This window comes from Methylobacterium aquaticum (assembly GCF_016804325.1).
Taxonomy (GTDB): domain Bacteria; phylum Pseudomonadota; class Alphaproteobacteria; order Rhizobiales; family Beijerinckiaceae; genus Methylobacterium; species Methylobacterium aquaticum_C.
In genome coordinates, this window is record NZ_CP043627.1 from 86,178 (window position 1) to 109,554 (window position 23,377).

Consider the following 23,377-nt stretch of genomic DNA (forward strand, 5'->3'; position numbering starts at 1 on the left):
CGAGCCTTGCTCCACGCGCCGCGAGCCTTGCTCCACGCGCCGCGAGCCTCGCTCGAGGTCGGCACCGGTTCCGCGCCCTCACCCTTGCGGCGCCCGCAGGTGGGCGACGAAATCCTGGGCGAAGGGGGGCAGGGCGGCGAGGTCGCGCAGGCAGATCGTCAGGTCGCGCACCGCCCACGGATCCTCCAGGGCCACGATGGCGATCGCCATCGTGCGGGCGGCCCGGCGCGCCGTCGTCTCCGGGACGATGCCGAGGCCGACCCGGCACTCTACCAGGCGGCAGACCGCATCGAAGCCGCGCAGCTGCACCCGCAGGCGCAGGGGCTGGCCGCTGCGCCCGGCCTTGGCCGCGAGGAAGCGGGTGAGCGCGCTCGCCCGGTCGAGCCCGACGAGGTCGTGGCCCAGCACCTCGGCGAAGGGGAGGGATTCCCGCTCGGCCAGCGGATGGTCCCGCGCCACCACCAGCACGAAGCGGTCGCGGCGGAACGGATGGGTCTCGAGGCTGCCGGTCTCGACCGTGCCGGCGACGAGGCCGAGATCCGCCGCGCCCTCGGCGACGAGCCCGACGATCTCGTCGGACAGCCGCTCCTCGATGTCGACGCTCACCCCCGGATGCAGGGTGAGATAGGCCGAGAGGACTTCCGGCAGGAATTCGGTCAGGGCGTTGGTGTTGGACAGGACCCGGATCTGGCCCGCCGCCCCGCCCGCGAAGGCGCCGAGATCGCCTTGCAGCCGCTCGACATTGCCGAGGATCTGGCGGGCATGGGCCAGGAGGGTGCGCCCGGCCGGCGTCGGGGTGACGCCGAGCCGCGCCCGGGTGAGGAGGGCGGCACCGAGCGAGGCCTCCATGCTGCGGATGCGGTGGCTCGCCGCGGCGAGCGCCAGGTTGGCGCGGGCGGCGCCATGGGTGATCGAGCCCGCCTCGACCACGTGGCGAAACAGGCTCAGATCGACGAGATCGAAATGCATGGCGGCGGCTCCCTCCCTCGGGCGAAGGCCCGGTGCCGGCCGATCGTTTCGCCGGCCGCGAAGGTAGATCGGGCGGGGCTGCGATGACCAGGGGCCTCCACAGCCTTCGCGATCGGCGAAGGCTGGGTCAACGAGAGCCGCATTGCGAATTGGACGCGTTCCAGGGAGACAGACCGACGCGTCTGTCACCGGCCTGGACCGACGGCCACGTTGCGCTGGCGGGACGGAGCCGGTAGGCACCCAGTTTAGAGCCGGTACAGACCTGAGACTTTCCGAGGATCACCATGGCGGACACCGCAAGGCCCACCAACCCCGCCGGCAGGCCGGTCGTTCGACCGCTCTCGCCCCATCTCCAGATCTACCGCTGGACCTGGACCATGGCGATGTCGGTGGCCCACCGCATCACCGGCGTCGCGCTCTACGGCGGAACGGCCCTGCTGGCGCTCTGGCTCGTGGCGCTGGCGGCCGGCTCCGGCGCCTACGGCCCGGTGGCGTGGTTCTTCGGCTCGATCCTCGGGCGGCTGATCCTGTTCGTCTATACCTGGATCCTGCTGCACCACATGCTCGGCGGCATCCGCCACCTGGTCTGGGATTTCGGCCACGGCATGGAGCCCGGCACCCGCATCGCGATGGCCCGCTTCACCCTGATCGGCTCGACCGCCCTGACGGTGCTGATCTGGCTCGTCGCCCTCGTGGCGCGCTGAGAAGGACGACGACAGATGGCCGATCCCCGTCCCTCGATCCGCACCGCCCGCGCCCGCATCAGCGGCCTCGGTGCGGCGCATCACGGCACCCGCGAATGGTGGATGCACCGCGTCACCGCGGTCGCGAACGTGCCCCTCGTCCTCGCCTTCGTGGTGATCGTTGCCCTGATGGCCGGCCGGCCCTATCCGGCGGCGGTCGCCCTGGTGTCGCACCCGCTGGTGGCGATCCTGCTCATCCTTGGCGTCCTGTCGGTCACCAACCACATGCGGATGGGCTTGCAGATCGTCATCGAGGACTATGTCCACGACAAGGGCCTGCGCATCGCCGCGGTCATCGCCAACAACTTCTACTGCGTCGTCGTCGCGGTCGCCTGCCTCTACGCCATCGTGCGCGTGAGCCTGCGGGTCCTCGTGTAACGACAGACTGCGTCACGCCAGAACGGGAACCTCGCCCATGGCCTCCACCGCTTCCGCCGCGCCGGCCCAGAACGGCAAGGCGTACACCATCATCGACCACACCTTCGACGTCGTGATCGTCGGCGCCGGCGGCGCCGGCCTGCGGGCCACCGTCGGCTGCTCGCAGGCCGGCCTGCGCACCGCCTGCATCACCAAGGTGTTCCCGACCCGCTCGCACACCGTGGCGGCGCAGGGCGGCATCTCGGCCTCGCTCGGCAACATGGGCCCGGACGACTGGCGCTGGCACATGTACGACACCGTGAAGGGGTCGGACTGGCTCGGCGACCAGGACGCGATCGAGTACCTGGTGCGCAACGCGCCGGCCGCGGTCTACGAGCTCGAGCATTGGGGCGTGCCGTTCTCGCGCACCGCCGAGGGCAAGATCTACCAGCGCCCGTTCGGCGGCATGACCACCGATTACGGCAAGGGCACCGCCCAGCGCACCTGCGCGGCGGCCGACCGCACCGGCCACGCCATGCTGCACACCCTCTACGGCCAGGCCGTGAAGGCGCAGACCAACTTCTTCATCGAGTATTTCGCCCTTGACCTGATCATGGACGAGGAGGGCCGCTGCCGCGGCGTCATCGCCATCGACCAGGCGACCGGCGAGATCCACCGCTTCCGGGCCGCCACGACGGTGCTCGCCACCGGCGGCTACGGCCGGGCCTATTTCTCGGCGACCTCGGCCCATACCTGCACCGGCGACGGCAACGCCATGGTGCTGCGGGCGGGCCTGGCGCTCGAGGACATGGAGTTCGTCCAGTTCCACCCGACCGGCATCTACGGCGCCGGCTGCCTCATCACCGAGGGCTCGCGCGGCGAGGGCGGCTACCTGACCAACTCCGAGGGTGAGCGCTTCATGGAGCGCTACGCCCCCTCGGCCAAGGACCTCGCCTCCCGCGACGTGGTCTCCCGCTCCATGACCATGGAGATCCGCGCCGGCCGCGGTGTCGGCAAGAACAAGGACCACATCTTCCTTCACCTCGACCACCTCGACCCGAAGATCCTGCACGAGCGCCTGCCCGGCATCTCGGAGAGCGCGAAGATCTTCGCCGGCGTCGACGTGACCAAGGAGCCGATCCCGGTCATCCCGACCGTCCACTACAACATGGGCGGCATCCCGACGAACTTCCACGGCGAGGTGCTCACCCTCAAGAACGGCAACCCGGACCACGTGGTGCCGGGCCTGATGGCGATCGGCGAGGCGGCCTGCGTCTCGGTCCACGGCGCCAACCGCCTGGGCTCGAACTCGCTCATCGACCTCGTGGTGTTCGGGCGCGCCGCGGGCCTGCGCTGCGCCGAGACGGTGGAGAAGGGCGGCCGCCTGCCGGAACTGCCGAAGGATTCCGCCGACAAGGCGCTCGGCCGCCTCGACCGCTTCCGCTACGCCAATGGCGGCACGCCGACGGCGGAGCTGCGCCTCGAGATGCAGAAGACGATGCAGAACAACTGCGCCGTGTTCCGCACCGGCGAGGTGCTGGAGGAGGGCAGGGGCCTGATCAACAAGGTCTGGGCCGGCACCGACGACGTGAAGGTGACCGACCGCTCGCTGGTCTGGAACACAGACCTGCTCGAGACCCTGGAATACGACAACCTGATCGGCCAGGCCGTCGTCACCATGGAATCGGCCGCCAACCGGACCGAGTCGCGCGGCGCGCATGCCCGCGAGGACTTCCCGGATCGCGACGACAAGCAGTGGATGAAGCACACGCTCGCCTGGCTCGACCCCGACGCCCGCAAGGTCGCGATCGATTACCGGCCGGTCCACACCTACACGATGTCGAACGACATCGCGTATATCGAGCCGAAGGCCCGCGTGTACTGAGGCCGACGCGACGGCCGGCTTGGAGGGATCGATGACCGAGTTCCCCCGGATCACCCGCGATCCGGCCGTCATGGCCGGGAAAGCCTGCATCCGCGGCAAGCGGGTGACGGTCGCGATGATCCTCGGAAATCTCGGTGAGGGCGTCGGCATCGACGAGTTGCTGGCGGCCTATCCCTATCTCGAGCGCGAGGACGTGCTCGAGGCCCTCCGCTACGCGGCCTGGATGGCGCAGGAGCGCGAGATCGCTCTCGAGCCGGCGGCGTGAGGATCGTGGTCGACATGAACCTCACGCCCGACTGGGTCTCCTACCTCCAGGGCCTTGGACACGACGCGGTCCACTGGTCGGAGGTCGGTGCGGAGGACGCGCCCGACACCGACATCATCGATTGGGCGCGAGCCTCCGGTCGCGCCGTCATGACGGCCGATCTCGATTTCGGGATCGCCCTGGCGCGGTCGGACGCGACCGCGCCGAGCGTCATCCAGCTCCGCACGGGATCCACGCTGCCCGGGCGCGTCGGCCCCCTCGTCGCCCGCGCGATCGACGGGGCGCGGGCGGACCTGCACTCCGGAGCCCTCCTCACCATCGAGACCGGACGGGTGCGACTGCGTCCCCTCGGGCTCGACCGCACCGATCAGGCATAGACAGATGGCCCAGTTCAACCTCCCCAAAGGCTCCCAGTACACCGAGGGCAAGACCTGGCCGAAGCCGGCCGGCGCCAAGAATCTCCAGGAGTTCCGGATCTACCGCTGGAACGAGGATGACGGCGCCAATCCGCGGATCGACACCTACTACGTCGATCGCGACGATTGCGGCCCGATGGTCCTCGACGCGCTCCTGTGGATCAAGAACAAGGTCGACCCGACCCTGACCTTCCGGCGCTCGTGCCGCGAGGGCATCTGCGGCTCCTGCGCCATGAACATCATGGGGCAGAACACGCTGGCCTGCACGCTCGGCATCGACGACTGCAAGTCTACCCAAGTCAAGATCTATCCGCTGCCGCACATGCCGGTGCTGAAGGATTTGGTGCCGGACCTGACCTCGTTCTTCGCCCAGCACGCGGCGATCGAGCCGTGGCTGCAGACCGAGACGCCCTCGCCCGAGAAGGAGTGGCGCCAAACGCCTGAGGACCGCGCGCGGCTCGACGGGCTCTACGAGTGCATCCTGTGCGCCTGCTGCACCACCTCGTGCCCGAGCTACTGGTGGAACGGCGACCGCTTCCTCGGCCCGGCGGCCCTGCTCCAGGCCTATCGCTGGCTGATCGACAGCCGCGACGAGAATACCGGCGAGCGCCTCGACGGGCTGCACGACCCGTTCCGGCTCTACCGCTGCCACACCATCATGAACTGCGCCAATACCTGCCCGAAGGGCCTGAACCCGGCCAAGGCCATCGCCGAGATCAAGAAGATGATGGTGGCCCGCGAGGTCTGATTCGCCTCGAAAAACCTTGTCGGGGTGGCCGACTGGGTCCTGTCGGCCACACCCCCTCGAAAAGGCGCCTTCAGGCGCCTTTGTCGTTGGGGAAACCCCTGCACGCGCCTTGGCGGGATCGTATTTCCCGGGGACCAACGATCCTCGACATCCGCCCAAAGGCCCTTTCAGGACCCCTCGATGCCGCGTCAGATCCTCTGCACCGTCGCCGCCTTGGCCCTCGCCGCGAGCGCCGGCGCCTGCTCCTCGTCGCGGTTCGATACCGGGCTCAACGCCGCGGCGCGGCCCGTCTCCCGCCCGGCCCGGCCGCTGCCGCCCGAGGAGCCGGATCTCGGCCCCGGCCTGTCCTCCGGCCCGGTGACCTCGGCGCCCCTGGCGCCGCCCCCGGGTGCCTCCGCGGCTCCGGCCGTCGCCAACCCGTCCGGCCCGATCATGGCGGAGCCGGCGCCTCCGCCGCCGGTGCAGCAGCAGGCCGCGATCGCCCCGCCGCCGGCTCCCGTGGTGTCGACCGGCGGACGCTCGGCGGTCGTCGGCGGCTGGACCGCCAAGGACGCGACCGGCGCGAGCTGCCGCGTCACCCTGGCGAGCACCCCGGCCCTCGACCTCTACAAGGCCTCGTCCGCGGGCTGCGCCAACAAGGACCTCGCCAAGGTCACCGCCTGGGACTACCGCGACGGCGAGGTCTATCTCTACCAGCCCGGCGGCACCGTCGCGGCACGCCTGCGCCCGGCCGGGGGCGCCATGGACGGCGCCCTGTCGAAGTCGGGTGCGCCGCTGGCGATGGTGCGGTAAGCCACTATTCGGCGGCGCTGAGCCGGAAGGCGGGCCGCGGCGGCACCGCCTCTCCGGCCATCCGGCGGCAATCGGCGATGGTGGAGCGCGCGGTCTCGATCGCGATCATCACCGCCGCCATGGTGCGGGTGTCGGTCTCGCGCTCGCGGGTGTAGCGCACGACATCCGCCGCCAGGGTATCGACCTCGCCGGTGAGCGCGTCGAGGCCGGCGGCATCCGCCCGGCGCGCCTCGGCCAGGATCTCGAGCAGCCGGTCCATCACCACGTCGATGCGCTCGCGCCGCAGGCGGCGCAGGCGCTGGCGCAGCCAGGCGAGGGCCGAGCCGAAGCCGCCGCCGAGCACCGCCAGCAGGTAGACCCAGTCGCCGTAGCGCTCGATGAAGCCCTGCTGCTCGCGCTCGTAATAGTCGATCGCGCCGGGATGGATCGGCAGCCGCGCGCTCGTCGCCTCGGCGGTGGTCTCGTAGGCAGGCGCGGCCACGTAATCGGCGGCCGGCGTCGCGTCGGAGAGCCGCGAGCGCAGTTCGAACAGGTGCTGGGTCACGTCCGCCGCCACGGTCCGGCTCATCGAGGCCTTGGCCATCAGCCGGTACGAGGCGCCGACGGTCTTCACCTCGTCCTCGGGCACCTTCGGGCTGCCGCCGAACAGCCCGGCCGGCACCGTCACCGCCTGGAGCCGGGGCAGGCGCTCGATGATCGCCGGCCCGTCCTCGACCCCGACGAAATCGACCTTGCGGGTCCGGCTCGCCGCCTGGACCGTGCCGACGAGGCGGAGCGCCATCGGGGCGGCGGGCGCGATCACCGCCACGACGGCGTCGATGCGCCTTTGCGCGAAGGCTGCGGCCAGGTCCTCCTCCGCGAGCGGCACCAGCCGCACCTGGCCGGCGGCGATCGGCCCGCTGCCGCCCTCCTGGAGGGTGAGGCCGTAATAGCCCATCAGGCTCTTCAGCAGCCACAGATCGGCGTCGCGATGGGCCACGATGCCGAGGCGCTTGCGGGCCAGCCCCGGGAAGGTCGTGATGCCCGACGGCGCCGGCGAGGCGATCAGCATCGCCTGGTCGCGCAGGATCGCGAGCGTCAGGCCGTTCGACGGCAGATCGACGTCGGGCCGCACCACCGCGAGGTCGGCCTTTCCTTGCTCCAGGGCCTTGGCGCTCTCGCGCACGTCGTCGAAGGGCAGGATCTTCAGGCGCACCCCCTTGTGGGTGCTCGTCAGGGCGTCGGCATAGGCGCGGATCAGCGCCGGCTCGGTGCCGTCCCGCGGCGCCACCGCGATGGTGAGGGTCGTCGCCTGCAACAGGTACATGGCCACCGCCGCCGCGATGGTGAGCACCAGGCTGGTGACCAGGAAGATGCGCTCGGGCCGGAAGGCTCTCGTCATCGCGCGGACATGCCCTCCCTCGACGACCGGGGTTTCGATGGCATGAAACCGGGGGAGGGCGGTCCGGGTTGCGCGGCGTGCGTGTCGCAGGGGCGTTCGCCCAACGGTCTAGTAGTTGACTTAACGACATCTTTTGGAACAAATCGGCTTTTTAAATTTTAGATAAAGATAGCGCTTCGCAGCACCATGTGGGGGCAATCAAGATATGACATCAGAACGCGGAAATTTCAATATCGTCCTGATGTGGGCGCCATTCGGCTTTGCGCCAACTTCTGGGCAATCATTTGAGGCGTCTTGTACGGTGCCTCTTGGGATCGATAGATCGACAAATCATCTAAACCTGCGTTCGGCCGTCGATGAAGCCCTTCGCGAACGGGAGGCAAAAAGTACCGCGGGCAAGCTCCCTGTCATAAAGGTGCATACGGGTGATGGTGTCGCGATTTTCGGTCTCCAGGAAATCATTGCGCTTAATCGCGAGCTTCCAAAATGACTTAAATATAAAACAAATTAATGAATAAATTTTTTATCTTAGTTGCAGGCGGATTTTAGGCGGGGCCGAATTAGATCGGTCCCGCCTCATAGTCATGGATTGACCCGCACCCCGACCAGATACGTGTCCGAGTGATAGCTCGACCCGATCGCGGTGCTGCGCAGCATCTCGCGAGCGTAGCTCGCCCGGACGCCGAGCCAGCGGTTGAGGCGGTAATCGAGCTTGATGCCGGCGCTGTAGCCCTGCTCGCGGATGCTGGTGCCCTGGTAGTCGTTGTTGATCAGCGTGCCGGTGAAGGTCAGGCGCAGGTTGCGGCGCAGGTCGTGGGTGAGTTCCGCGACGGCGGTGCGGGTGAGGATGCCGCTCGCGCCGGGCACGATGGTCTCGCTCACGCTGGTCGCCGCGCCGATCCGGAGCGAGGTCAGCGCGGTCGCCGCCCAGGTGACCGAGCCGTCGATCACCGGGCCGGTGACGTCGCGCAGGCGGCTGTCGGCGTAGTGGCGCGACAGGTAGCCGCCCGATACCTCGCCGACGAGGAGCCGGCTGATCTCGAAGCTCGATCCGGCGCGCACGGTGACGCCGTTGGAATCGCGGCGCAGGCCGGACTGGTCGACCGCGAAGTCGTGGACCCGCGTGTCGACCAGGGTGTCGACGAAGGGGGTGAAGCCGGGGCGGATCTCGTAGCCGGTGCGCAGGCGCAGGCCGAACTGGTTGGCGTTGCGGTCGTCCTGGCGCAGGAGCGTGCCGTCGGAGAGCTGCGCGTTCTCGAAGGTCTGGCGGTCGACCAGGCCCGCCACCGTCACTTGGAGCCGGTTGAAGTTCTGCGTCACCCCGACCGTGCCGCCATAGGCGGCGACGAGAGGCCGGTCGCGGACCTGGGCGGCGAGGTCCGGGCTGCCGGCACGCTGGGTCGAGATGGCGTAGCGGCCCTCGATGTCGACCTTGGTATCGCGCGTGACGTCGAGGCGCAGCCGCATCGCGCCGTCGCCGTCCGGCCGGTCGGCGTTGGGGTTGTCGGGGTACAGGAAGTAGCCGAAGCGCATCGCGCCGGTGAGCGCGTGGGACGACCAGTCGCTCGCGACCCGCAGCTCGCCCTGGCTCAGCAGCGCCATCGAGCCGCGGCGATAGATCGAGCGGTCGGGGTTCGAATCGTAGCCGACGCTCTGCTGCAGCGCCGGGAACAGGGTCAGCCCGCCGAGCCGGATGCCGAGGGGGCCGTAGGGATCGAGCGGGTCGATCGTACGCCGGCGCAGGAGCGGCGCGCCCGTGGTGAGATCCGGCACGCCCGAGACCGGGAGCTGAACGATCGGGCGCAGGCGCCCATCGTCGGCGGTGGCCGCTTGGGTCGCCTGGCGGGTGATGGCGGTGGTGGGCGGGCGCGTCCGCCGCTGCGGCGGGGTGCGCGGCCGGGCGACGAAACGGGACGCCCCGCCGGGGCGACCGACGCCGCGGGACAGGGCGCCGGGAAGGGCCGGGTTGGTATTGCGCAGGGCGAAGGTCGCGGGATCCCGGCCGCCCGGAAGCGGGCCGGGCAGGTTCGGATCGGTCGCCTGGCCCGGACCTTGCCCGAATCCCTGGTCCAGGCCCGGCGCCGCGACCTGGGCCCGGACCGGCCCCGCGGCGGCGAGGGAGACCGCCAGCACCAGGACCGGAAGGCCGGGGCCGGCCCGTCCGCGTGTTCGCCGCTCGTCCGCCACGGGCCTGCCGCTCCGCTCCGCCGGGCCCGTCCAGTCCGGCGGGCCATCATGGTTAAGAGCGGTACAACGGGCAGGGTTAAGTCCCCGTAACTGACCCGGGACCGGCCTTGTCCCGGGGAAACGGGACGGTTGTGGAGACGAACCGTGTCATCGCCCCGGAGGCGTCCGGTCGCCGGGCCCGAGGGCGCGCTGCATCAGCACGGTGTCGAGCCAGGTGCCGTGCTTCCAGCCGACGGCGTCGAGAACCCCGACGTGCCGGAAGCCGAGGCCGGCATGGAGCGCGATCGAGGCGGCGTTTTGCGAATCCCCGATCACCGCCACCATCTGGCGAAAATCCGCGGCCGTCGCCTCGTCGATGAGCCGCGCCAGCAGGCGCCGGCCGAGGCCCCGGCCGGCCTGGTCGGGCCGGACGTAGACGGAGGTCTCGACCGTGCCGCGATAGGCCGCCCGGGTCCGGTAGGGCCCGGCATAGGCGTAGGCGACGACCATCCCCGCCCGCTCGGCGACGAGATAGGGGTAGCCGCCCGCGACGAGCGCCGCCCGGCGCCGGCCCATCTCGGCCTCGTCCGGCGGCTCGATCTCGAACGAGGCCCGGCCGGTCGTCACCGCATGGGCGTAGATCGCCGTCACGGCGGGAAGGTCGTCCTCCCGGCAGGGGCGAAGCATCACGTCGTCGCTCTCGTGCGCCATCACTCGCATCCACCCGTGGAAACGCGGGCGCCCGCACCTTCTGGCGGGCCCGGCAAACCCTTATATTCCGTCCATGGCTCTTTCATCCCCCGGACGGCCGCGCTCTCCCGGACGGCCGGAAGTCCGCCGCCTCGACCCGGTGCTCGTCGACCGCATCGCCGCCGGCGAGGTGGTCGAGCGGCCGGCCTCGGCGGTCAAGGAACTGGTCGAGAACGCGGTCGATGCCGGCGCCGCCAGCATCGCGGTGACGATCGCGGCCGGCGGGCGCAAGCTGATCCGGGTCGTCGACGATGGCGGCGGCATGGGTCCCGACGACCTCGCCCTCGCGGTCGAGCGCCACGCCACCTCGAAGCTGCCGGACGGCGACCTCGAGCGCATCGAGACCCTGGGTTTTCGCGGCGAGGCGCTGCCGTCGATCGGCGCGGTGGCCCGTCTCGCCATCACCTCGCGGGTACCGGGCGCGGAGAGCGGCCACGTCATCGTGGTCGATGCCGGCCACAAGGGCCCGGTGCGGCCGGCGGCCGCCCAGCCGGGAACCCGGATCGAGGTGACCGACCTCTTCGCCGCCACCCCGGCGCGGCTGAAATTCCTGAAATCCGACCGGGCCGAGGCGACGGCGGTGGGCGAAATCCTGCGCCGCCTCGCCGTCGCGCATCCGCAGATCCGCTTCACCCTGACGGGCGAGGGCTCGTCGTCCTCGGGCCTCGTCTTCCCGGCCGAGACCGGGGCGGGCTCGTGGCTGCGCCGCCTCGTCGCCGTGCTCGGCCCCGAATTCGGCCAGAACTCGGCGCCGCTGAGCCTGGAGCGCGAGGCCTTCGCCCTCGACGGCCATGTCGGCCTGCCGACCTTCCACCGGGCGGCGGCGACCCATGTCCACTTCGTCGTCAACGGCCGGCCGGTGCGCGACCGGTTGCTGCTCTCGGCGGTGCGCGGCGCCTATGCCGACGTGATGGCCTCCGACCGTCATCCGGTCCTGGCGCTCGCGCTCACCTGCGATCCGGCCCTCGTCGACGTCAACGTCCATCCGGCCAAGACCGAGGTGCGCTTCCGCGATCCGGGGCTGGTGCGCGGGCTCATCGTCAGCGCGATCCACGAGGCCCTGCGCCGGGAGGGCGGGCGCAGCTCCGGCACCGTGGCGTCCCGCACCCTCGAGAGCCTGCGGCCGCAGCAGGCGCCGCTGCCGATGCCGGGCTCGGCTTCCATATCCTCCGTTACCATGCCCTCGGCCGCGTTGCGCCAGCAGCCCGCGAGCCTGTTCGCCCGCCGCGACGAGACGGCGCCGTCTCGCTCGGGCCGGTCAGAGGGTGCCGCGGGCGATCTCGGCCAGGTGTCGTGGGAGGCTCCCTGGGGTGCGCGGGAGCCGGACCAGGCCGCCTACGAGGCACCGCCCGCGGGCTTTGCCGAGGGGCACCAGGCGCAGTTTGCCGGCGACCTCGCCCTGCCGAGCGCCGACCAGCGCCTGCCGCCGCCCGAGGCGGGTGCCGGCCTCGCCGAACAGCATCCCCTCGGCGCCGCGCGGGCCCAGCTGCACGAGACCTACATCGTCGCCCAGACCCGGGACGGGATCGTCATCGTCGACCAGCACGCCGCCCATGAGCGGCTGGTCTACGAGCGGCTGAAGCGCGAGCGGGAGGGCGGGGGCATCGCCCGCCAGATCCTGCTGATCCCCGAGGTGGTCGAGCTCGACCCCGTCGAGGCCGACCGGCTCGCCGACGCGGCCGACGCCCTGCAGGATCTCGGTCTCGTCCTCGAAGCCTTCGGCCACGGCGCGGTGCTGGTGCGCGAGGTGCCCTCGGCGCTCGCCGGCGGGTCGCTGCGCTCCCTCCTCACCGACGTGGTCGACGCGCTGACCGAGGGCGGGGCCGACCCGCTCGCCCGCCGCCTCGACGCCGTCCTGTCGCGGATGAGCTGCCACGGCTCGATCCGGGCCGGCCGCCGCCTGCGGCCGGAGGAGATGAACGCGCTCCTGCGCGAGATGGAGGCGACGCCGTTCTCCGGCCAGTGCAACCACGGCCGGCCGACCTATGTCGAGTTGAAGCTGTCGGACGTGGAACGGCTGTTCGGGCGGCGCTGAGCCGTCGTCGTTCCGGCGCGGGACGGGCTTCCCGGACCGCATGGCCCTCGCCTACGATCGCACCGGCCTCACAGCACCGGAGTCAAGACATGCCCGCGGCGCGGCGCGACGTGTTCATCGACCTCGACGCCTTCGACCGCCTCTGCGAGGCGGCGGAGGAGGGAGAACGCCTCGAATACATCGACGGACATGTCTTTCGCATGATGGTTAGCGGCTCGACCGCCCATCACGCCCTGACCCGACGCCTCGACGGCCTCATCGCGGAGCGCCTCGCGCCCGGCGGCCCCTGCACGTCGTTCCGGGAGACGATGCGGCTCGACGCCGGCACGGCGCGGTTCTACCCGGACGTCTTCGTCTCGTGTCGCGGCGATCTCGCGCCCGATCCGGAGACCCGGGGCGTCACCTCGGCCACCGTGATCCTGGAGGTCCTGTCGCCCTCGACCGAGCGGTACGATCGCGGCCGGAAGTGGCTCGCCTACCAAGCCTTGCCCGATCTCCGCCACTTCGTCCTCGTCGCCCAGGACCAGCGCCGGATCGAGGCCTATCACCGCGAGGACGCGGGCTGGCGCTACGAACTCATCCAGGCGCCGGATGCCGTCCTTCGGCTCGACGCGGTCGCGGTCGCCTTGCGGCTCGACGAGATCTACGCGGTCGTTCCGATGCTCGCGACGGCGCATGACGACCACCCGCTGCCCGCCCCGTTCGGGCCGGCTCAAGTCGCCCGCATCGCCGCCCTGAAGGGACTGGCCATGCCCGGCACCATCGAAAAGCTGCTGAGTGACATGGATGCGGAGGAATGCGCGGCGGCGGTGGCGGTCCTCGTCGGCCTCACCGATCCGCCGGCGGAGGCGTGGCGGGCAATCCTGCCGGAGAGGCTGCATTGCGGGTTGGACACGGCATCGCGCTGAACGGCGTGACGCCGGTCCCATCCTGACCCGTTGGTTGGTCGGGATGCTCGATCGTCCTGCTGTTGAAGTTCTCACAACCTGTCGGATAGGTTCTCGCGAAGTCGACATGCACCATGTCAAACTGAAGCCGCGGAGCGGAGCCCCGAATCCGCCGCTCGGGTCGTTCCGCCGAAGTCGGAAGCATCCTCGCGCGATCAGCCGGCCGCCACCTCGTCGAGGCGCCCGGCCGGGTCGTGCGGTTCGAGGCCGCGCCGGTCGCGGGCATCGCCGACGACCCGGCCGGGCACGCCGACCACCAGGGCGAAATCCGGCACGTCTTCCGTGACGACGGCGCCGGCGCCGATCATCGCGCCGCGGCCGATGGCGAGGCCGGGCAGCACGGTCGCGCGCGAGCCGAGCGAGGCCCCGGCCCCGATCCGGGTCGGGCCCGAAGCACCGGTCTCCTGATCGCCGATCACCACGCCATGCCCGACGAACACCCCCTCGCCGAGCTCGACCGCCGGGCCGAGCACGCTGTGCGAGGAGACCTTGCAGCGCGCGCCGACGCGGCTGCCCGGCCGGATCTGCACGAACGGCCCGACCCGGGCGCCGGCCCCGATGCGGCAGCCGGCGAGATCGACGAGGTCCGGATGCGTGATGCTGGCGCCCTCGTCGAGGGACACGTCGGTGATCGGCATCGGGCGGGCTCCGGTCTGGGATGTCGGCAGCGTCGGACACGAGCCTAGGCTGCCGCCGCGCCGCGCCGCAGCACCGGCTTTGGAGGCGCCGGGGCGCGCCGCCCTCGGCCGCCCGGGGCGGGTGGCGCGGGTCGGCTCTCTCCCATCGGCGAGGGCACCTCCACCAGCCGGCGGAGGCGTCGGCGAGCGGCCCGCCCCGAAAGGGGGAGGGAGGCGCGTTCGGGGTGAACCCCGCCTCCGCCGCCCGGGCGTCCTCGGGCGGCGCCTACGCCGTTCCGCGGCGTTCCGGGTGGCTGCGTGCCGGACGTACACCTTCGAGGGTCACGGGCGGATCCGCGGGATCGAGAGATCCCGGTCCGCCCGCGGCGGCCACCAGCGCCCGCGGGGGAGCCGCCGAACCCTGATCCCCCGCCGCGGTCGAGCCGAAGAGAGCGCGATCTTGCTGAACAACCCGATCTGGACCGACCCGTCCCTGGCCCCGCGCCTCCGGGACGACCCGCCGGAGACGCGAAGCCTCGAGGTCCGCGACATCCTCGCGTTCCTGCGCCGCCGCCGCGCCCGCATCCTCGCCTGCGCCCTGGCCGGGGCGGCGCTCGGCGCCCTCACGACGCTCGCCGCGACGCCGGTCTACACCGCCCGGGCGCAGCTGGTGATCGATTCCAAGATGCCGCCGCTCTTCGCCGAGCCCGGCGGCGAGGCGCGCTTCGCCATCGATACCGGCCAGATCGCCAACCAGGTGGCGATCCTGCGCTCCGAGAAGGTCGCCCGGATGGTGATCGACCGGCTCGGGCTTGCGCGCGATCCGGAATTCGCCGGCTCGACGCTCCGGCTCCCGCCCTGGGCCGCCGCCCTCCAGGGCCGCGCGGCCGCGCTGTTCGAGCACGCGCGCGCCGCCGTCAAGGGAGCGACCGGACGCGCCGAGGCCGAGGCCGATCAGGACCTCGCGGCGGAACGGCGCCTGCTCGACACCTTCGCGGCCCGGCTCGACGTGCGCCGCGCCGGCCTCGCCTACGCCCTCGACATCACCTTCTCGGCCCGCGATCCGCAGAAGGCGGCCGACATCGTCAACGCCGTGGTGGAGCAGTTCCTGCGCGAGAAGATGGAGGCGCGGATCGAGGCCTCGCGCTTCGCCACCGACTGGCTCAACGAGCGCGTCGACCGGTTCCGGGCCCAGATGAACACGGCGATCCGCGCCGTGCAGGAATTCCGCGCCACCCACAATTACCGCATCCGCCGCGGCCGGCGCGACGAATCCGACGGGCCGGTGGCGAGCGCCGGCACGCAGGTGGTGCCGCGGGCGCCCGTCGATGACGAGCCCGGCACGCTGGAGGAACTCGAATCCGCCGCCGAGACCTCGCGCAAGGTCTATGAGAGCCTGCTGGTGGTGCTGGCCGAGGCGGTGCAGCGCCAGAGCGCGCCGGTCGCCGATTCCCGGGTCATCACCGCGGCGACCCGGCCGCTGTTCCGCTCCAATCCGGGCCTGCGGCTGACCATGCCGGCCGGCGCCGTGGCGGGGGCCGGCCTGTTCGTGGCGATCGGGGTCGCGGGCCTGCTCCTCGACGGGCGCGCCCGCTCCCGGCGCCAGGTCCGGGCGGCGACCGGGCGGGATTGCCTGGGCTGGATCCCGGCCCGTCCCGAGGGGCGCCGCCGCCGCGGCCTGACCGACGAGGCGCGGCTCTGCGCCGGGCTCGCCGAGGGCCTGCAATGGACCCGCCTCTCCCTCGCCTCGGCCAACCACGCCGCGCCTCTGCGCAGCATCGGCCTCACGGCGGCGGGGCGCACCTGCGGACGCACCAAAGCGCTCGCGGCGATCGAGCTCGCCCGGCTCTACGCCGCCGCGGGGGCGCGCGTCCTGGTGATCGATGCCGATGCCGCCGACCCGGTGTCGCGCGAGCCTGGCGCGGGCGAGGGGATCGCCGCGGAGCTGCGCGGCTTCGGCCCCCGGGCCTCCGAGAGCTGGCGCAGCCACGTCACGGCGCTCACGGATGGATGCGACGTGCTGGTCCTCGCGCACGAGGCCTTGCCCTCGCCGCACTGGCTCGGCTCGCCGGCCATGGAGGCGCTGCTGACCAGCCTGTGCGACGCCTACGACGTGGTGATCGTCGACCTGCCGCCGGTCGGCCGCTCCGCCGCCACCGTGGCGCTGGCGCCGCTCCTCGACGGCGTGGTGCTGATGACCGAGTGGGGCCGCACGCCCCTGCGCACCCTGACCGAGGCCTGCGAGGCCCTGGAGCATGCCCGCGCCCGGATCCTGGGCACCGTCACCACCGAGGTCGATCGGACTGCGCTGGATGGGTGAGGAGCTCTGAAAAGGGGCTTTACGCCCGTCAGTCAGGCATATGATGCATGATCGGCGGGCAATTCAGCAGGATTGCGCCAGTTGCATGCGATGAGCGCATATCGCAACTGCGAGATTCTTGATTGTTGCAACGCAGCATGAGGCTCATGGTCGGGGACAGGAACCACAGAGTTCCACCCCACCTCCCACTTCGGAGCCGAACCCATGGCCTCCTCGTCGTCGATCGCCGCGACCCGTTCCTTCTCCCCCGCCACGGTTTCGACCAAGCCGGGCCTGTTCGCCACGATGATGCGTCTCTGGCGCGAGCATAACGCGCGCGTCGCAGAGATCGGAATGCCGCCGCTCTGAGCGGGAAGTCCTTCTTCCGCGTCGCGGACCCTGAGATCCGCCACGCGTGTCATCAAGGCTCGTCGGCGAAGTCGGCATGGTCTGTCCCACCCACACCCTCGTCCTGAGGTGTTGGCGATCGCCGATCGCGCCCGATTGAAAATCGGCTGACCTCGAAGGATGGCTCCAGGGATCGCCGAGACGGCTGGAGCCCTCCTTCGAGGTCGGTCCATCGATGATGGACTGATACCAATGGCCCAAGATGCTGACGCATCGGGCCATTGAGCCATCTCGAATTATCTATGCCAAGCCAGAGGCTTGACGAAAATTCGAGAACGGAACCAAAAGTCGTTTCCAACGACCGTTGGTATGACACCTCAGGATGAGGTCGCGGGTGGGATCGTGCGACATGTCGCCGGCGAATCGCCTGTCGCGTGATCCCGTCCCCGCCCTCACGCCGGCCCGCTCACCTCCGGCGCATGCGCCTTGCGCCCGGTGATGCGCGCGACCATCGGCTCGGCAAGCGCGTGGTAGAGCCCGTGCTTGCAGACGAGCTTCGAGGTGCCGTCGGCGATGAGCGCCGTGACCATCAGCGGAATCACCAGGCCGTGGTTCTCCGTCATCTCCGACACGATGACGAACGAGGTGATCGGCGCCTGCAGCACGCCGGTCAGGTAGGCCACCATCCCGACCAGCACCACGGCCCCGACCGGCACCTCCGCGAACAGGCGCGCGATCTCGGCACCGAGGCCTGCGCCCACCGCCAGCGACGGGGCGAACAGCCCGCCCGGGATGCCGCTGATCGATGACAGGGTCGTGGCCAGAAACTTCAGCGGGCCGAACAGCGGATGGGTGTCGGCGGTGCCGTGGAGCAGCGCCTTCGCCTGCTCGTAGCCGGTGCCGTAGACGTGCCCGTCGGTGGCCAGCCCGCACAGGGCGACGCCGAGGCCGCACAGAACCGCGAAGATCACCGGCCGGCTCGAGACGAACCGCCCGAGCCCCCCCGGCAGGCCGCCGCAGGACACCGCGATGACGATGCGGCTGAACAGCCCGCCGGACAGCCCGCCGAGCACGCCGCAGAGCGGCACCACGGCCCAGGCCGTGAGCGGCAGGGTGTCGGCGGTGGTGCCGAAATAGGTGTAGTTGCCGACGAGCGCGAGCGAGGTCAGGCCCGCCGCGATGATCGCCCCGAGGATGAGGCTCGAGGTCTTGGCCTCGTAGGAGCGGCTCAGCTCCTCGATGCCGAACACGATGCCGGCGAGCGGCGTGTTGAAGGCCGCCGCCACCCCGGCGGCGCCCCCGGCGAGGAGCAGGCCGCGCTGGCGCTCCGGCGCGAGCGGCCCGGCCGCCGCCAGGAGCGCGGCGCCGACCTGCACCGTCGGCCCCTCGCGCCCGGTCGAGGCGCCGCAGAACAGGCCCAGGGTCATCACCACGATCTTGCCGAAGGCGGTGCGCAGGGAGACGAGCGGATGACGCAGGGCGGCGTCGTCGATGTCCCGGGCGGCGATCACCTGCGGGATGCCGCTGCCCTGGGAGTTCGGGAACACCGTGCGGGCGAGCAGGGCCGCGAGCCCGAAACCGAGCGGGGTGAGGACGAGGGCGATCAGCGGCGAGATCCCGAGTATCGCCCGGAACGCCGATTGCGCCGCATCGGCCAGGTGCGCCATCAGCACCGCCGCCGCACCGACCGCGATGCCACCGAGCACGAACAGCCCGCGCCGGCCCCAGATCCCGGCGAGATCCCGCGATCCCGGCAGCCGCTCCCTCAATCCCCGCACGCGACGCAACCCTTTGTCCAGTCCGACCAGTCGGCACCTTGGACGAAACCCTCGCCGATGCGAAGCTCCACCGGAACAGGTCAGGGCTGACCATGGGACAGGAGGGGGGCGTCATGCGGGTGCTCGTGGTGGGGGCCGGGGCGACCGGCGGATATTTCGGGGCGCGGCTGGCGGCAGCCGGGCGCGACGTGACCTTCCTGGTCCGCGAAGCGCGGGCGGCGCGGCTCGCCGAGGGCGGCCTCTCGGTGAGGAGCCCGCTCGGGGACGTCCGCATCGCGGCGCCCGCGACCGTGACGGCGGGCACCATCCCGGGTCCCTTCGACCTCGTGCTCCTGAGCTGCAAGGCCTACGACCTCGCGGGCGCCCTCGACGACGTCGCCCCGGCGGTCGGGCCGGACACGATGGTGCTGCCGATCCTCAACGGGATGGCGCATCTCGACGCCCTCGACGCGCGGTTCGGGCCCGATCGGGTGCTCGGCGGCTCCTGCGCCATCGCGGCGACGCTCTCGTCCGAGGGCGAGATCGTGCAGATGAGCGAGCTGCACGCCCTCACCTTCGGCGAGCGGGACGGAACCCGCTCGGAGCGGATCGGCCGGGTCGCCGCCGTCATGGAGGGGGCGGGCTTCACCGCCCGGCTCAGCGACAGGATCCTGCTCGAGATGTGGGAGAAATGGGTTTTTCTGGCCACGCTGGCCTGCGGCACCTGCCTGATGCGGGCGCCGATCGGCGACATCGTCGCCGCACCCGGCGGGGCCGAGCTGATGCTCGGTTTGCTGGAGGAATGCCGCGGCATCGCGGCCGGCGCCGGCCACGCGCCGCGGGAGAAGTTTCTGGAGTCGAGCCGCGGTACCCTGACGGCGGCGGGGTCCCGCTTCACCGCCTCGATGCTGCGCGACATCGAGAAGGGCGCCCGGATCGAGGCCGACCACATCGTCGGCGATCTCCTGGCCCGCGGCCGCTCGGGCGATCCGGACGGGGCCCGGCCGCACCTGACCACCGCCTACACCCACCTCAAAGCCTATGAGAGCCGGCGGGCGCGGGAGCAGGGCTGAACCGACGGGACACGCCCGGCGCGTGGGGGCGCCGGGCGTGAGGGAGAGGCGCGCCCGGCGCCGAGGCGCCGGGCCCGGCCGCCGCTACCAGCGGTAGATGACGCGATCGAGCCCGACGACGATCGCCCGCTGGGCATTCGGGACCGCCAGGGCCGTGGCCTGGAAGTTCGGATCGATCTGCGTCCAGTTCATGACCGTGTCGTCGCCGGTCTTGCGCCACATCTTCTTGCTGGCGGTGTTCGTCACCAGGACGCTGCCGTCGGGCGAGGCCGCGATCTCGGCCGCATCGCCCCCGACGCGGGCCCAGTTGCCGCCCTGGTCGCCGCGATAGACCCCGTTGTCGAGGCCGATGTGCCAGAGGCTGTTGCGGTTCATCACCGCCACCCTGAGCGCCTTGCCGGGGAGCTGTCGCCAGGCGTTCGTGTTGTCGTCCGCCTGCTTGAGCCAGATGTCGTTGTTGCCGTTGGCGATGACGATCGTGCCGTCGGCGGCGGCGATGGACTTCGCGTTGGTGCCGACCTGGGTCCAGTTCTGGCCGTTGTAGCGGTAGATGTTGGTATCGGTGCCGACGCCGTAGATGCTGGTGGCGCTGATCACCGCGATGTCGGTGAAATTTCCGGGGAGCGGCGTCCAGGCGTTGTCGCTCACGTAGCGCCACGGCACCTTGGTGTCGGCGTTGAGGGTGACGAGGGTGCCGTCGGCGCCGACCGACACGCGGGAGGCGGCGGTACCGATCGGCGTCCACTGACCGTTCGCGGCCGGCTGGGTGCCCGAGCCGTCGGCCGGCGGCGCGACGCAGAACGAGGCGTCCTGGTTGTAGGTGGGACCGCCATCCGGCTTGGCGATGGAGAACGTGAAGTTCGCGTGGCGCAGGTAGTAACCCGGCCAGTTGACCGCCTCGTAGGACGTGCAGGTGCCGGTGTTGCAGCCGCAATTGCCGGCGAGCGGCGCACGCGGGGTGAAGGTCGAATCCTGCTTGAAGAGGTCGCGGCCGTCGTTGGGCTGCTGCCAGAGCTGGAAGTTCTGGTGGCGCAGGTACTGGCTGGCATTCGTGCTCGCCTGGAACGACACGCCGGAGCCGGCAAGCCCCGCGACCATCCGGAAGGTGGCCTGCTGCTTGTCGCCCGCGTTGGCCGGGGTGACGAGGCGCGCGGTGCCGTTGACGTTGGTGAGGTAGCTCGTGGTGTAGTTGCTCGATTGCAGGCTCACGGCCGAGCCGACGCCGCCCGTCCCGCCGGCCGTTCCGGTCCCGGTGCCGCCACCCGTGCCCCCGGCCGTGCCGCCACCCGTGCCGCCGCCGGCCTGCCCGCCGGCGGAGGTGACCACGCCGGGCGCCGCGACCTGGCTCGGCGCGGCGACGCCGGCCCCGAGGGCGATGATCACGCCCGGGGAGGGGACGCCCTTCTGGTCGATCGCGACGAGCTGATAATAGCCGGGAGGCGCGACGTTGGCCGAAGCCGGCGCCTGCACGGTCACGGCGTTGCCGGCTTGCGTGAAGGCGGCGGGGTAGCGGCGCTGGGTCGAGTTGAAGCTGTGGGTTGTCGCGCTCAGGCCCACCAGCACGACCTGCGACAGGCCGTTCTGGGAGGTGAGCTCGACCTGCATCGACTGGCCGTGCTGCATCTGCACGGTCGAGAGGCTGACGATTTGCGGGCGCGGGGCGAGCGCCGTCTTGCCGTTGACGGTGGTGAACAGGTAGGGCGGGTAGAACACCTCGACGTTCTGGTTGTTGACCGGGCCCGGCGCGCCGCCGCCGGCGATGAGCAGGGCCCCGTTCTGCATCAGGATCGCGCTCGAGTGGTAGCCGCGATAGACGCCCAACGAGGCCGCGAGCGACCAGCGGCCGGTCTTCGGGTCCCAGATCTCGGATTGCAGCACGATGTCGCCGTCGCCGCGGTCGTTCCATTTGCTGCCGCCGGTCACGGCGACTTGGCCGGTGGGCAGGACGGTGGCATTGGCCCAGCCGCGGCCGAAATTCATCGGCGCGGTGTCGGTCACCGCCGGCGCGGCGCCGTTGATGTCGATCACCGAGGCGCGGCTGCTCGACAGGAAGCCGTCGCCGTTGCTGTAGGCGTTCCCGCCGACCTGGAGGATCTTGCCGGCCTCGAACATCACGGCGGTGGAGGCGGGTCCGACATTCGGCGCGTCGGTGGCGGAACTCGCGTTGCGCTGCGCCTCCTTGAAGGTCATCACGTTCACCGAACCGTTGTTGCTCGGATCGAGGAACCACATCTTCTCGGAGGAGATGCCGAAGACCTTGCCGTTCGGGGCGACCCAGGCGCGCGGATACCAGAAGCGTTCATTGTCGGGGCCGAACGCGTCGCGGCTCTTGGCGCCGAACAGGCTCCGCCACTGGTTGCCGTCGTAGATCTCCGGGGTCATCCCGGTCATCAGGCCCTTGTCGACGCTGCCCTGCGGGTCGTTCCAGCCGCCCTGGTAGGGATAGGAGCCGCCCATGATCAGCTGCTGGCCGTTGGGCAGCGTCAGCATGGTCGAATAGTAGCGGTCGTTGGCGAGCTTGGCGCCGATGCCGCCGACGCCGGTGGCGGTATTGTTGAGCAGCACGCTGCCCTTGTCGTTGCCGTTGTCGAAGATGCCGCCGGCGATGAGCAGCGAACCGTCGGCCCGGAAGGCCTGGGCGGCGCAGAAGCTGTTGACGCCCGGCACCCCCGGCAGGGTGATGTGGCCGGCGCCGATCCCTTGCGTGGGATCCCAGATGTCGAAGGTGCGGCCGTCCTGGGTGCCCGGGTTGCCGCCCGGGCTGCCGTAGGACGCCACCTTGCCGCTGGGCAGGAGGCCGAGGGTGATGGCGTTCATCGGCCAGTTCTGCACGCCGGAGAACACGCCCATCGTCGGCGCGGTGTCGGGCAGCGGCACGCTCCCCATGACCGGGTCGGCGACCTGCTTGACCACCACGCCGAACTGCGCGGCACGGGCCGGCGACAGGAATCCGGCGCTCAGGATGGTGGCGGAGAGAAGGGCGGCGTCGCGCAGGCGCGGGCGGCGCCCGGCCGTGGTCGGTGCGGTCATCGGTCGAGGCTTTCGCTTGGGGCGGCTGGAGCAATGTCCGACGAAGCGGATCCCGGTTCGTCGTCGAAGAGGCGGTCAAATCAGGGACTTGGAGACGGTCACGACCGCCACGCGGCCGTGCGGCTCCCTAGAGGGGAGCGGAACCGGGCGTTGGAGCGTCGAGCCCCTGCGCGAAGCTGTCGAGGAGGGGGATGTCGCGTTCGAGCCGCGGCCGGTCGACCGGGTCGCCGCCATAGCTCATCGCGATCCCGCCGCGCCGGTCGAAGACCAGGACTTGCGGCGGGGGTTCGGGCAGCGAACCTGCCGGGTAGCGCAGCGCCGCGGTGATCGCCGCGGTCCAGGCCGCGTCGCCGGCGAGGAACCGCAATCGCGTCTGCGCGCCGACGGTGCCGTCGACGAAGGTCCGCAGGGCCGTCACGCCCCCGCCCGCCGTCGCGCCGTCGAGGGAGACCGCCAGGAACACCGCGCGGTCGCGGATCGTCTCCGGCAGGGCCTTGGCGACCCGGTCGAGGTCGAGGGTGCGGGTGACGCAGACGATCGAGCAATCGGGTGCGACGAACGCCACCACGGCGATCCGGTCGCGCAGATCCGCCGGATTCAGCACGACGCCGCGCTGGTCGGCCCGCGGCCCGGCAGCGTCCGACGGCCAGAGCAGCGTCTCCACGTCGTTTCGCGGCATCGCCGCAGCGTTCGTCCGCGGCTCGAACGCGGCGTTGCTGGGAATGCCCCAGAGGGGCAGGCCGGCCACGAGGGCGGCCACGTACTTGAATCCCGGCCACATGGCTCGCTTGCGCCAATC

At 71.2% G+C, this 23,377-nt stretch carries 21 protein-coding genes; 12 read left to right on the top strand and 9 right to left on the bottom strand.

Going from position 1 to position 23,377, the window contains the following annotated elements:
* Window positions 1-78: 78 nt before the first annotated feature.
* Window positions 79-969, bottom strand: a complete 891-nt coding sequence (locus F1D61_RS00380) for a LysR substrate-binding domain-containing protein (protein ID WP_203156034.1) — start codon at window positions 967-969, stop codon at window positions 79-81.
* A 284-nt stretch (window positions 970-1,253) separates the two neighbouring features.
* Between F1D61_RS00380 and sdhC the strand changes: the two genes are divergently transcribed.
* The 7 genes from sdhC to F1D61_RS00415 all read left to right on the top strand — a co-directional run bounded on the left by sdhC (window position 1,254) and on the right by F1D61_RS00415 (window position 6,175).
* Complete coding sequence (gene sdhC / locus F1D61_RS00385) at window positions 1,254-1,673, top strand: succinate dehydrogenase, cytochrome b556 subunit (protein ID WP_203156035.1); 420 nt, start codon at window positions 1,254-1,256, stop codon at window positions 1,671-1,673.
* A gap of 15 nt (window positions 1,674-1,688) precedes the next feature.
* A complete protein-coding gene (gene sdhD / locus F1D61_RS00390; RefSeq protein WP_203156036.1) occupies window positions 1,689-2,090 on the top strand; it encodes a succinate dehydrogenase, hydrophobic membrane anchor protein in 402 nt (133 codons plus the stop codon).
* A gap of 37 nt (window positions 2,091-2,127) precedes the next feature.
* Window positions 2,128-3,954, top strand: a complete 1,827-nt coding sequence (sdhA, locus tag F1D61_RS00395; protein WP_203156037.1) for a succinate dehydrogenase flavoprotein subunit — start codon at window positions 2,128-2,130, stop codon at window positions 3,952-3,954.
* A gap of 31 nt (window positions 3,955-3,985) precedes the next feature.
* On the top strand, window positions 3,986-4,219 hold the full coding sequence (locus tag F1D61_RS00400; protein ID WP_048432913.1) for a DUF433 domain-containing protein: 234 nt from the start codon (window positions 3,986-3,988) through the stop codon (window positions 4,217-4,219).
* Window positions 4,216-4,596 carry a DUF5615 family PIN-like protein gene (locus F1D61_RS00405; RefSeq protein WP_203156038.1) on the top strand — a complete coding sequence of 127 codons (381 nt, stop codon included), beginning with the start codon at window positions 4,216-4,218 and terminating at the stop codon, window positions 4,594-4,596. The genes F1D61_RS00400 and F1D61_RS00405 overlap by 4 nt, the downstream gene beginning before the upstream one ends.
* A gap of 4 nt (window positions 4,597-4,600) precedes the next feature.
* The gene (locus F1D61_RS00410) at window positions 4,601-5,383 is read left to right on the top strand and encodes a succinate dehydrogenase iron-sulfur subunit (protein ID WP_203156039.1); all 783 of its coding nucleotides are present in this window, start codon (window positions 4,601-4,603) and stop codon (window positions 5,381-5,383) included.
* 180 nt (window positions 5,384-5,563) lie between these two features.
* The gene (locus F1D61_RS00415; RefSeq protein WP_203156040.1) at window positions 5,564-6,175 is read left to right on the top strand and encodes an AprI/Inh family metalloprotease inhibitor; all 612 of its coding nucleotides are present in this window, start codon (window positions 5,564-5,566) and stop codon (window positions 6,173-6,175) included.
* Between the two features lie 4 nt (window positions 6,176-6,179).
* On the opposite strand, the gene F1D61_RS00420 is transcribed toward F1D61_RS00415, so the two are convergent.
* On the bottom strand, window positions 6,180-7,556 hold the full coding sequence (locus tag F1D61_RS00420) for a TAXI family TRAP transporter solute-binding subunit (protein ID WP_203156041.1): 1,377 nt from the start codon (window positions 7,554-7,556) through the stop codon (window positions 6,180-6,182).
* Between the two features lie 205 nt (window positions 7,557-7,761).
* Between F1D61_RS00420 and F1D61_RS00425 the strand changes: the two genes are divergently transcribed.
* Complete coding sequence (locus F1D61_RS00425; RefSeq protein ID WP_203156042.1) at window positions 7,762-8,046, top strand: hypothetical protein; 285 nt, start codon at window positions 7,762-7,764, stop codon at window positions 8,044-8,046.
* A 92-nt stretch (window positions 8,047-8,138) separates the two neighbouring features.
* On the opposite strand, the gene F1D61_RS00430 is transcribed toward F1D61_RS00425, so the two are convergent.
* Together F1D61_RS00430 and F1D61_RS00435 are read right to left on the bottom strand one after the other, a co-directional pair.
* On the bottom strand, window positions 8,139-9,743 hold the full coding sequence (locus tag F1D61_RS00430) for an outer membrane beta-barrel protein (protein ID WP_246775651.1): 1,605 nt from the start codon (window positions 9,741-9,743) through the stop codon (window positions 8,139-8,141).
* A 147-nt stretch (window positions 9,744-9,890) separates the two neighbouring features.
* Window positions 9,891-10,433, bottom strand: coding sequence for a GNAT family N-acetyltransferase (locus tag F1D61_RS00435; RefSeq protein WP_203156043.1), 543 nt, complete (start codon window positions 10,431-10,433; stop codon window positions 9,891-9,893).
* A gap of 73 nt (window positions 10,434-10,506) precedes the next feature.
* Between F1D61_RS00435 and mutL the strand changes: the two genes are divergently transcribed.
* Both mutL and F1D61_RS00445 read left to right on the top strand, forming a co-directional pair.
* Complete coding sequence (gene mutL / locus F1D61_RS00440; RefSeq protein ID WP_203156044.1) at window positions 10,507-12,507, top strand: DNA mismatch repair endonuclease MutL; 2,001 nt, start codon at window positions 10,507-10,509, stop codon at window positions 12,505-12,507.
* Between the two features lie 89 nt (window positions 12,508-12,596).
* Window positions 12,597-13,415 carry a Uma2 family endonuclease gene (locus F1D61_RS00445; RefSeq protein WP_203156045.1) on the top strand — a complete coding sequence of 273 codons (819 nt, stop codon included), beginning with the start codon at window positions 12,597-12,599 and terminating at the stop codon, window positions 13,413-13,415.
* Between the two features lie 194 nt (window positions 13,416-13,609).
* Here the strand turns inward: F1D61_RS00445 and F1D61_RS00450 are convergent, their stop codons facing one another.
* Window positions 13,610-14,092, bottom strand: a complete 483-nt coding sequence (locus F1D61_RS00450; RefSeq protein WP_203156046.1) for a DapH/DapD/GlmU-related protein — start codon at window positions 14,090-14,092, stop codon at window positions 13,610-13,612.
* Window positions 14,093-14,531: 439 nt separating this feature from the next.
* Here F1D61_RS00450 and F1D61_RS00455 point away from each other — a divergent pair, with 439 nt between their 5' ends.
* On the top strand, window positions 14,532-16,391 hold the full coding sequence (locus F1D61_RS00455; protein WP_203156047.1) for a GumC family protein: 1,860 nt from the start codon (window positions 14,532-14,534) through the stop codon (window positions 16,389-16,391).
* A gap of 32 nt (window positions 16,392-16,423) precedes the next feature.
* On the opposite strand, the gene F1D61_RS00460 is transcribed toward F1D61_RS00455, so the two are convergent.
* Complete coding sequence (locus tag F1D61_RS00460; RefSeq protein WP_203156048.1) at window positions 16,424-16,792, bottom strand: hypothetical protein; 369 nt, start codon at window positions 16,790-16,792, stop codon at window positions 16,424-16,426.
* A gap of 378 nt (window positions 16,793-17,170) precedes the next feature.
* Window positions 17,171-18,496 carry a chloride channel protein gene (locus F1D61_RS00465; protein ID WP_246775652.1) on the bottom strand — a complete coding sequence of 442 codons (1,326 nt, stop codon included), beginning with the start codon at window positions 18,494-18,496 and terminating at the stop codon, window positions 17,171-17,173.
* Between the two features lie 113 nt (window positions 18,497-18,609).
* On the opposite strand from F1D61_RS00465, the gene panE reads away from it, so the two are divergent.
* Window positions 18,610-19,548: a 2-dehydropantoate 2-reductase gene (gene panE / locus F1D61_RS00470; protein ID WP_203156049.1), complete on the top strand. Its 939-nt coding sequence runs from the start codon at window positions 18,610-18,612 to the stop codon at window positions 19,546-19,548.
* Window positions 19,549-19,632: 84 nt separating this feature from the next.
* Here panE and F1D61_RS00475 read toward each other — a convergent pair whose 3' ends face one another.
* Both F1D61_RS00475 and F1D61_RS00480 read right to left on the bottom strand, forming a co-directional pair.
* A complete protein-coding gene (locus F1D61_RS00475; protein ID WP_203156050.1) occupies window positions 19,633-22,578 on the bottom strand; it encodes an AbfB domain-containing protein in 2,946 nt (981 codons plus the stop codon).
* A 127-nt stretch (window positions 22,579-22,705) separates the two neighbouring features.
* Entirely contained in the window at window positions 22,706-23,338 is a 633-nt protein-coding gene (locus tag F1D61_RS00480) for a hypothetical protein (RefSeq protein WP_203156051.1), read from the bottom strand.
* Between the last annotated feature and the right edge of the window lie 39 nt (window positions 23,339-23,377).

Coding starts and splice junctions, on each gene's coding strand:
- sdhD (WP_203156036.1), top strand. CDS start 1,689: ATGGCCGATCCCCGTCCCTCGATCCGCACCGCCCGCGCCCGCATCAGC.
- F1D61_RS00400 (WP_048432913.1), top strand. CDS start 3,986: ATGACCGAGTTCCCCCGGATCACCCGCGATCCGGCCGTCATGGCCGGG.
- F1D61_RS00415 (WP_203156040.1), top strand. CDS start 5,564: ATGCCGCGTCAGATCCTCTGCACCGTCGCCGCCTTGGCCCTCGCCGCG.
- mutL (WP_203156044.1), top strand. CDS start 10,507: ATGGCTCTTTCATCCCCCGGACGGCCGCGCTCTCCCGGACGGCCGGAA.
- F1D61_RS00460 (WP_203156048.1), bottom strand. CDS start 16,792: ATGACACGCGTGGCGGATCTCAGGGTCCGCGACGCGGAAGAAGGACTT.
- F1D61_RS00425 (WP_203156042.1), top strand. CDS start 7,762: ATGACATCAGAACGCGGAAATTTCAATATCGTCCTGATGTGGGCGCCA.
- panE (WP_203156049.1), top strand. CDS start 18,610: ATGCGGGTGCTCGTGGTGGGGGCCGGGGCGACCGGCGGATATTTCGGG.
- sdhC (WP_203156035.1), top strand. CDS start 1,254: ATGGCGGACACCGCAAGGCCCACCAACCCCGCCGGCAGGCCGGTCGTT.
- F1D61_RS00450 (WP_203156046.1), bottom strand. CDS start 14,092: ATGCCGATCACCGACGTGTCCCTCGACGAGGGCGCCAGCATCACGCAT.
- F1D61_RS00435 (WP_203156043.1), bottom strand. CDS start 10,433: ATGGCGCACGAGAGCGACGACGTGATGCTTCGCCCCTGCCGGGAGGAC.
- F1D61_RS00475 (WP_203156050.1), bottom strand. CDS start 22,578: ATGACCGCACCGACCACGGCCGGGCGCCGCCCGCGCCTGCGCGACGCC.
- F1D61_RS00410 (WP_203156039.1), top strand. CDS start 4,601: ATGGCCCAGTTCAACCTCCCCAAAGGCTCCCAGTACACCGAGGGCAAG.
- F1D61_RS00380 (WP_203156034.1), bottom strand. CDS start 969: ATGCATTTCGATCTCGTCGATCTGAGCCTGTTTCGCCACGTGGTCGAG.
- F1D61_RS00445 (WP_203156045.1), top strand. CDS start 12,597: ATGCCCGCGGCGCGGCGCGACGTGTTCATCGACCTCGACGCCTTCGAC.
- sdhA (WP_203156037.1), top strand. CDS start 2,128: ATGGCCTCCACCGCTTCCGCCGCGCCGGCCCAGAACGGCAAGGCGTAC.
- F1D61_RS00420 (WP_203156041.1), bottom strand. CDS start 7,556: ATGACGAGAGCCTTCCGGCCCGAGCGCATCTTCCTGGTCACCAGCCTG.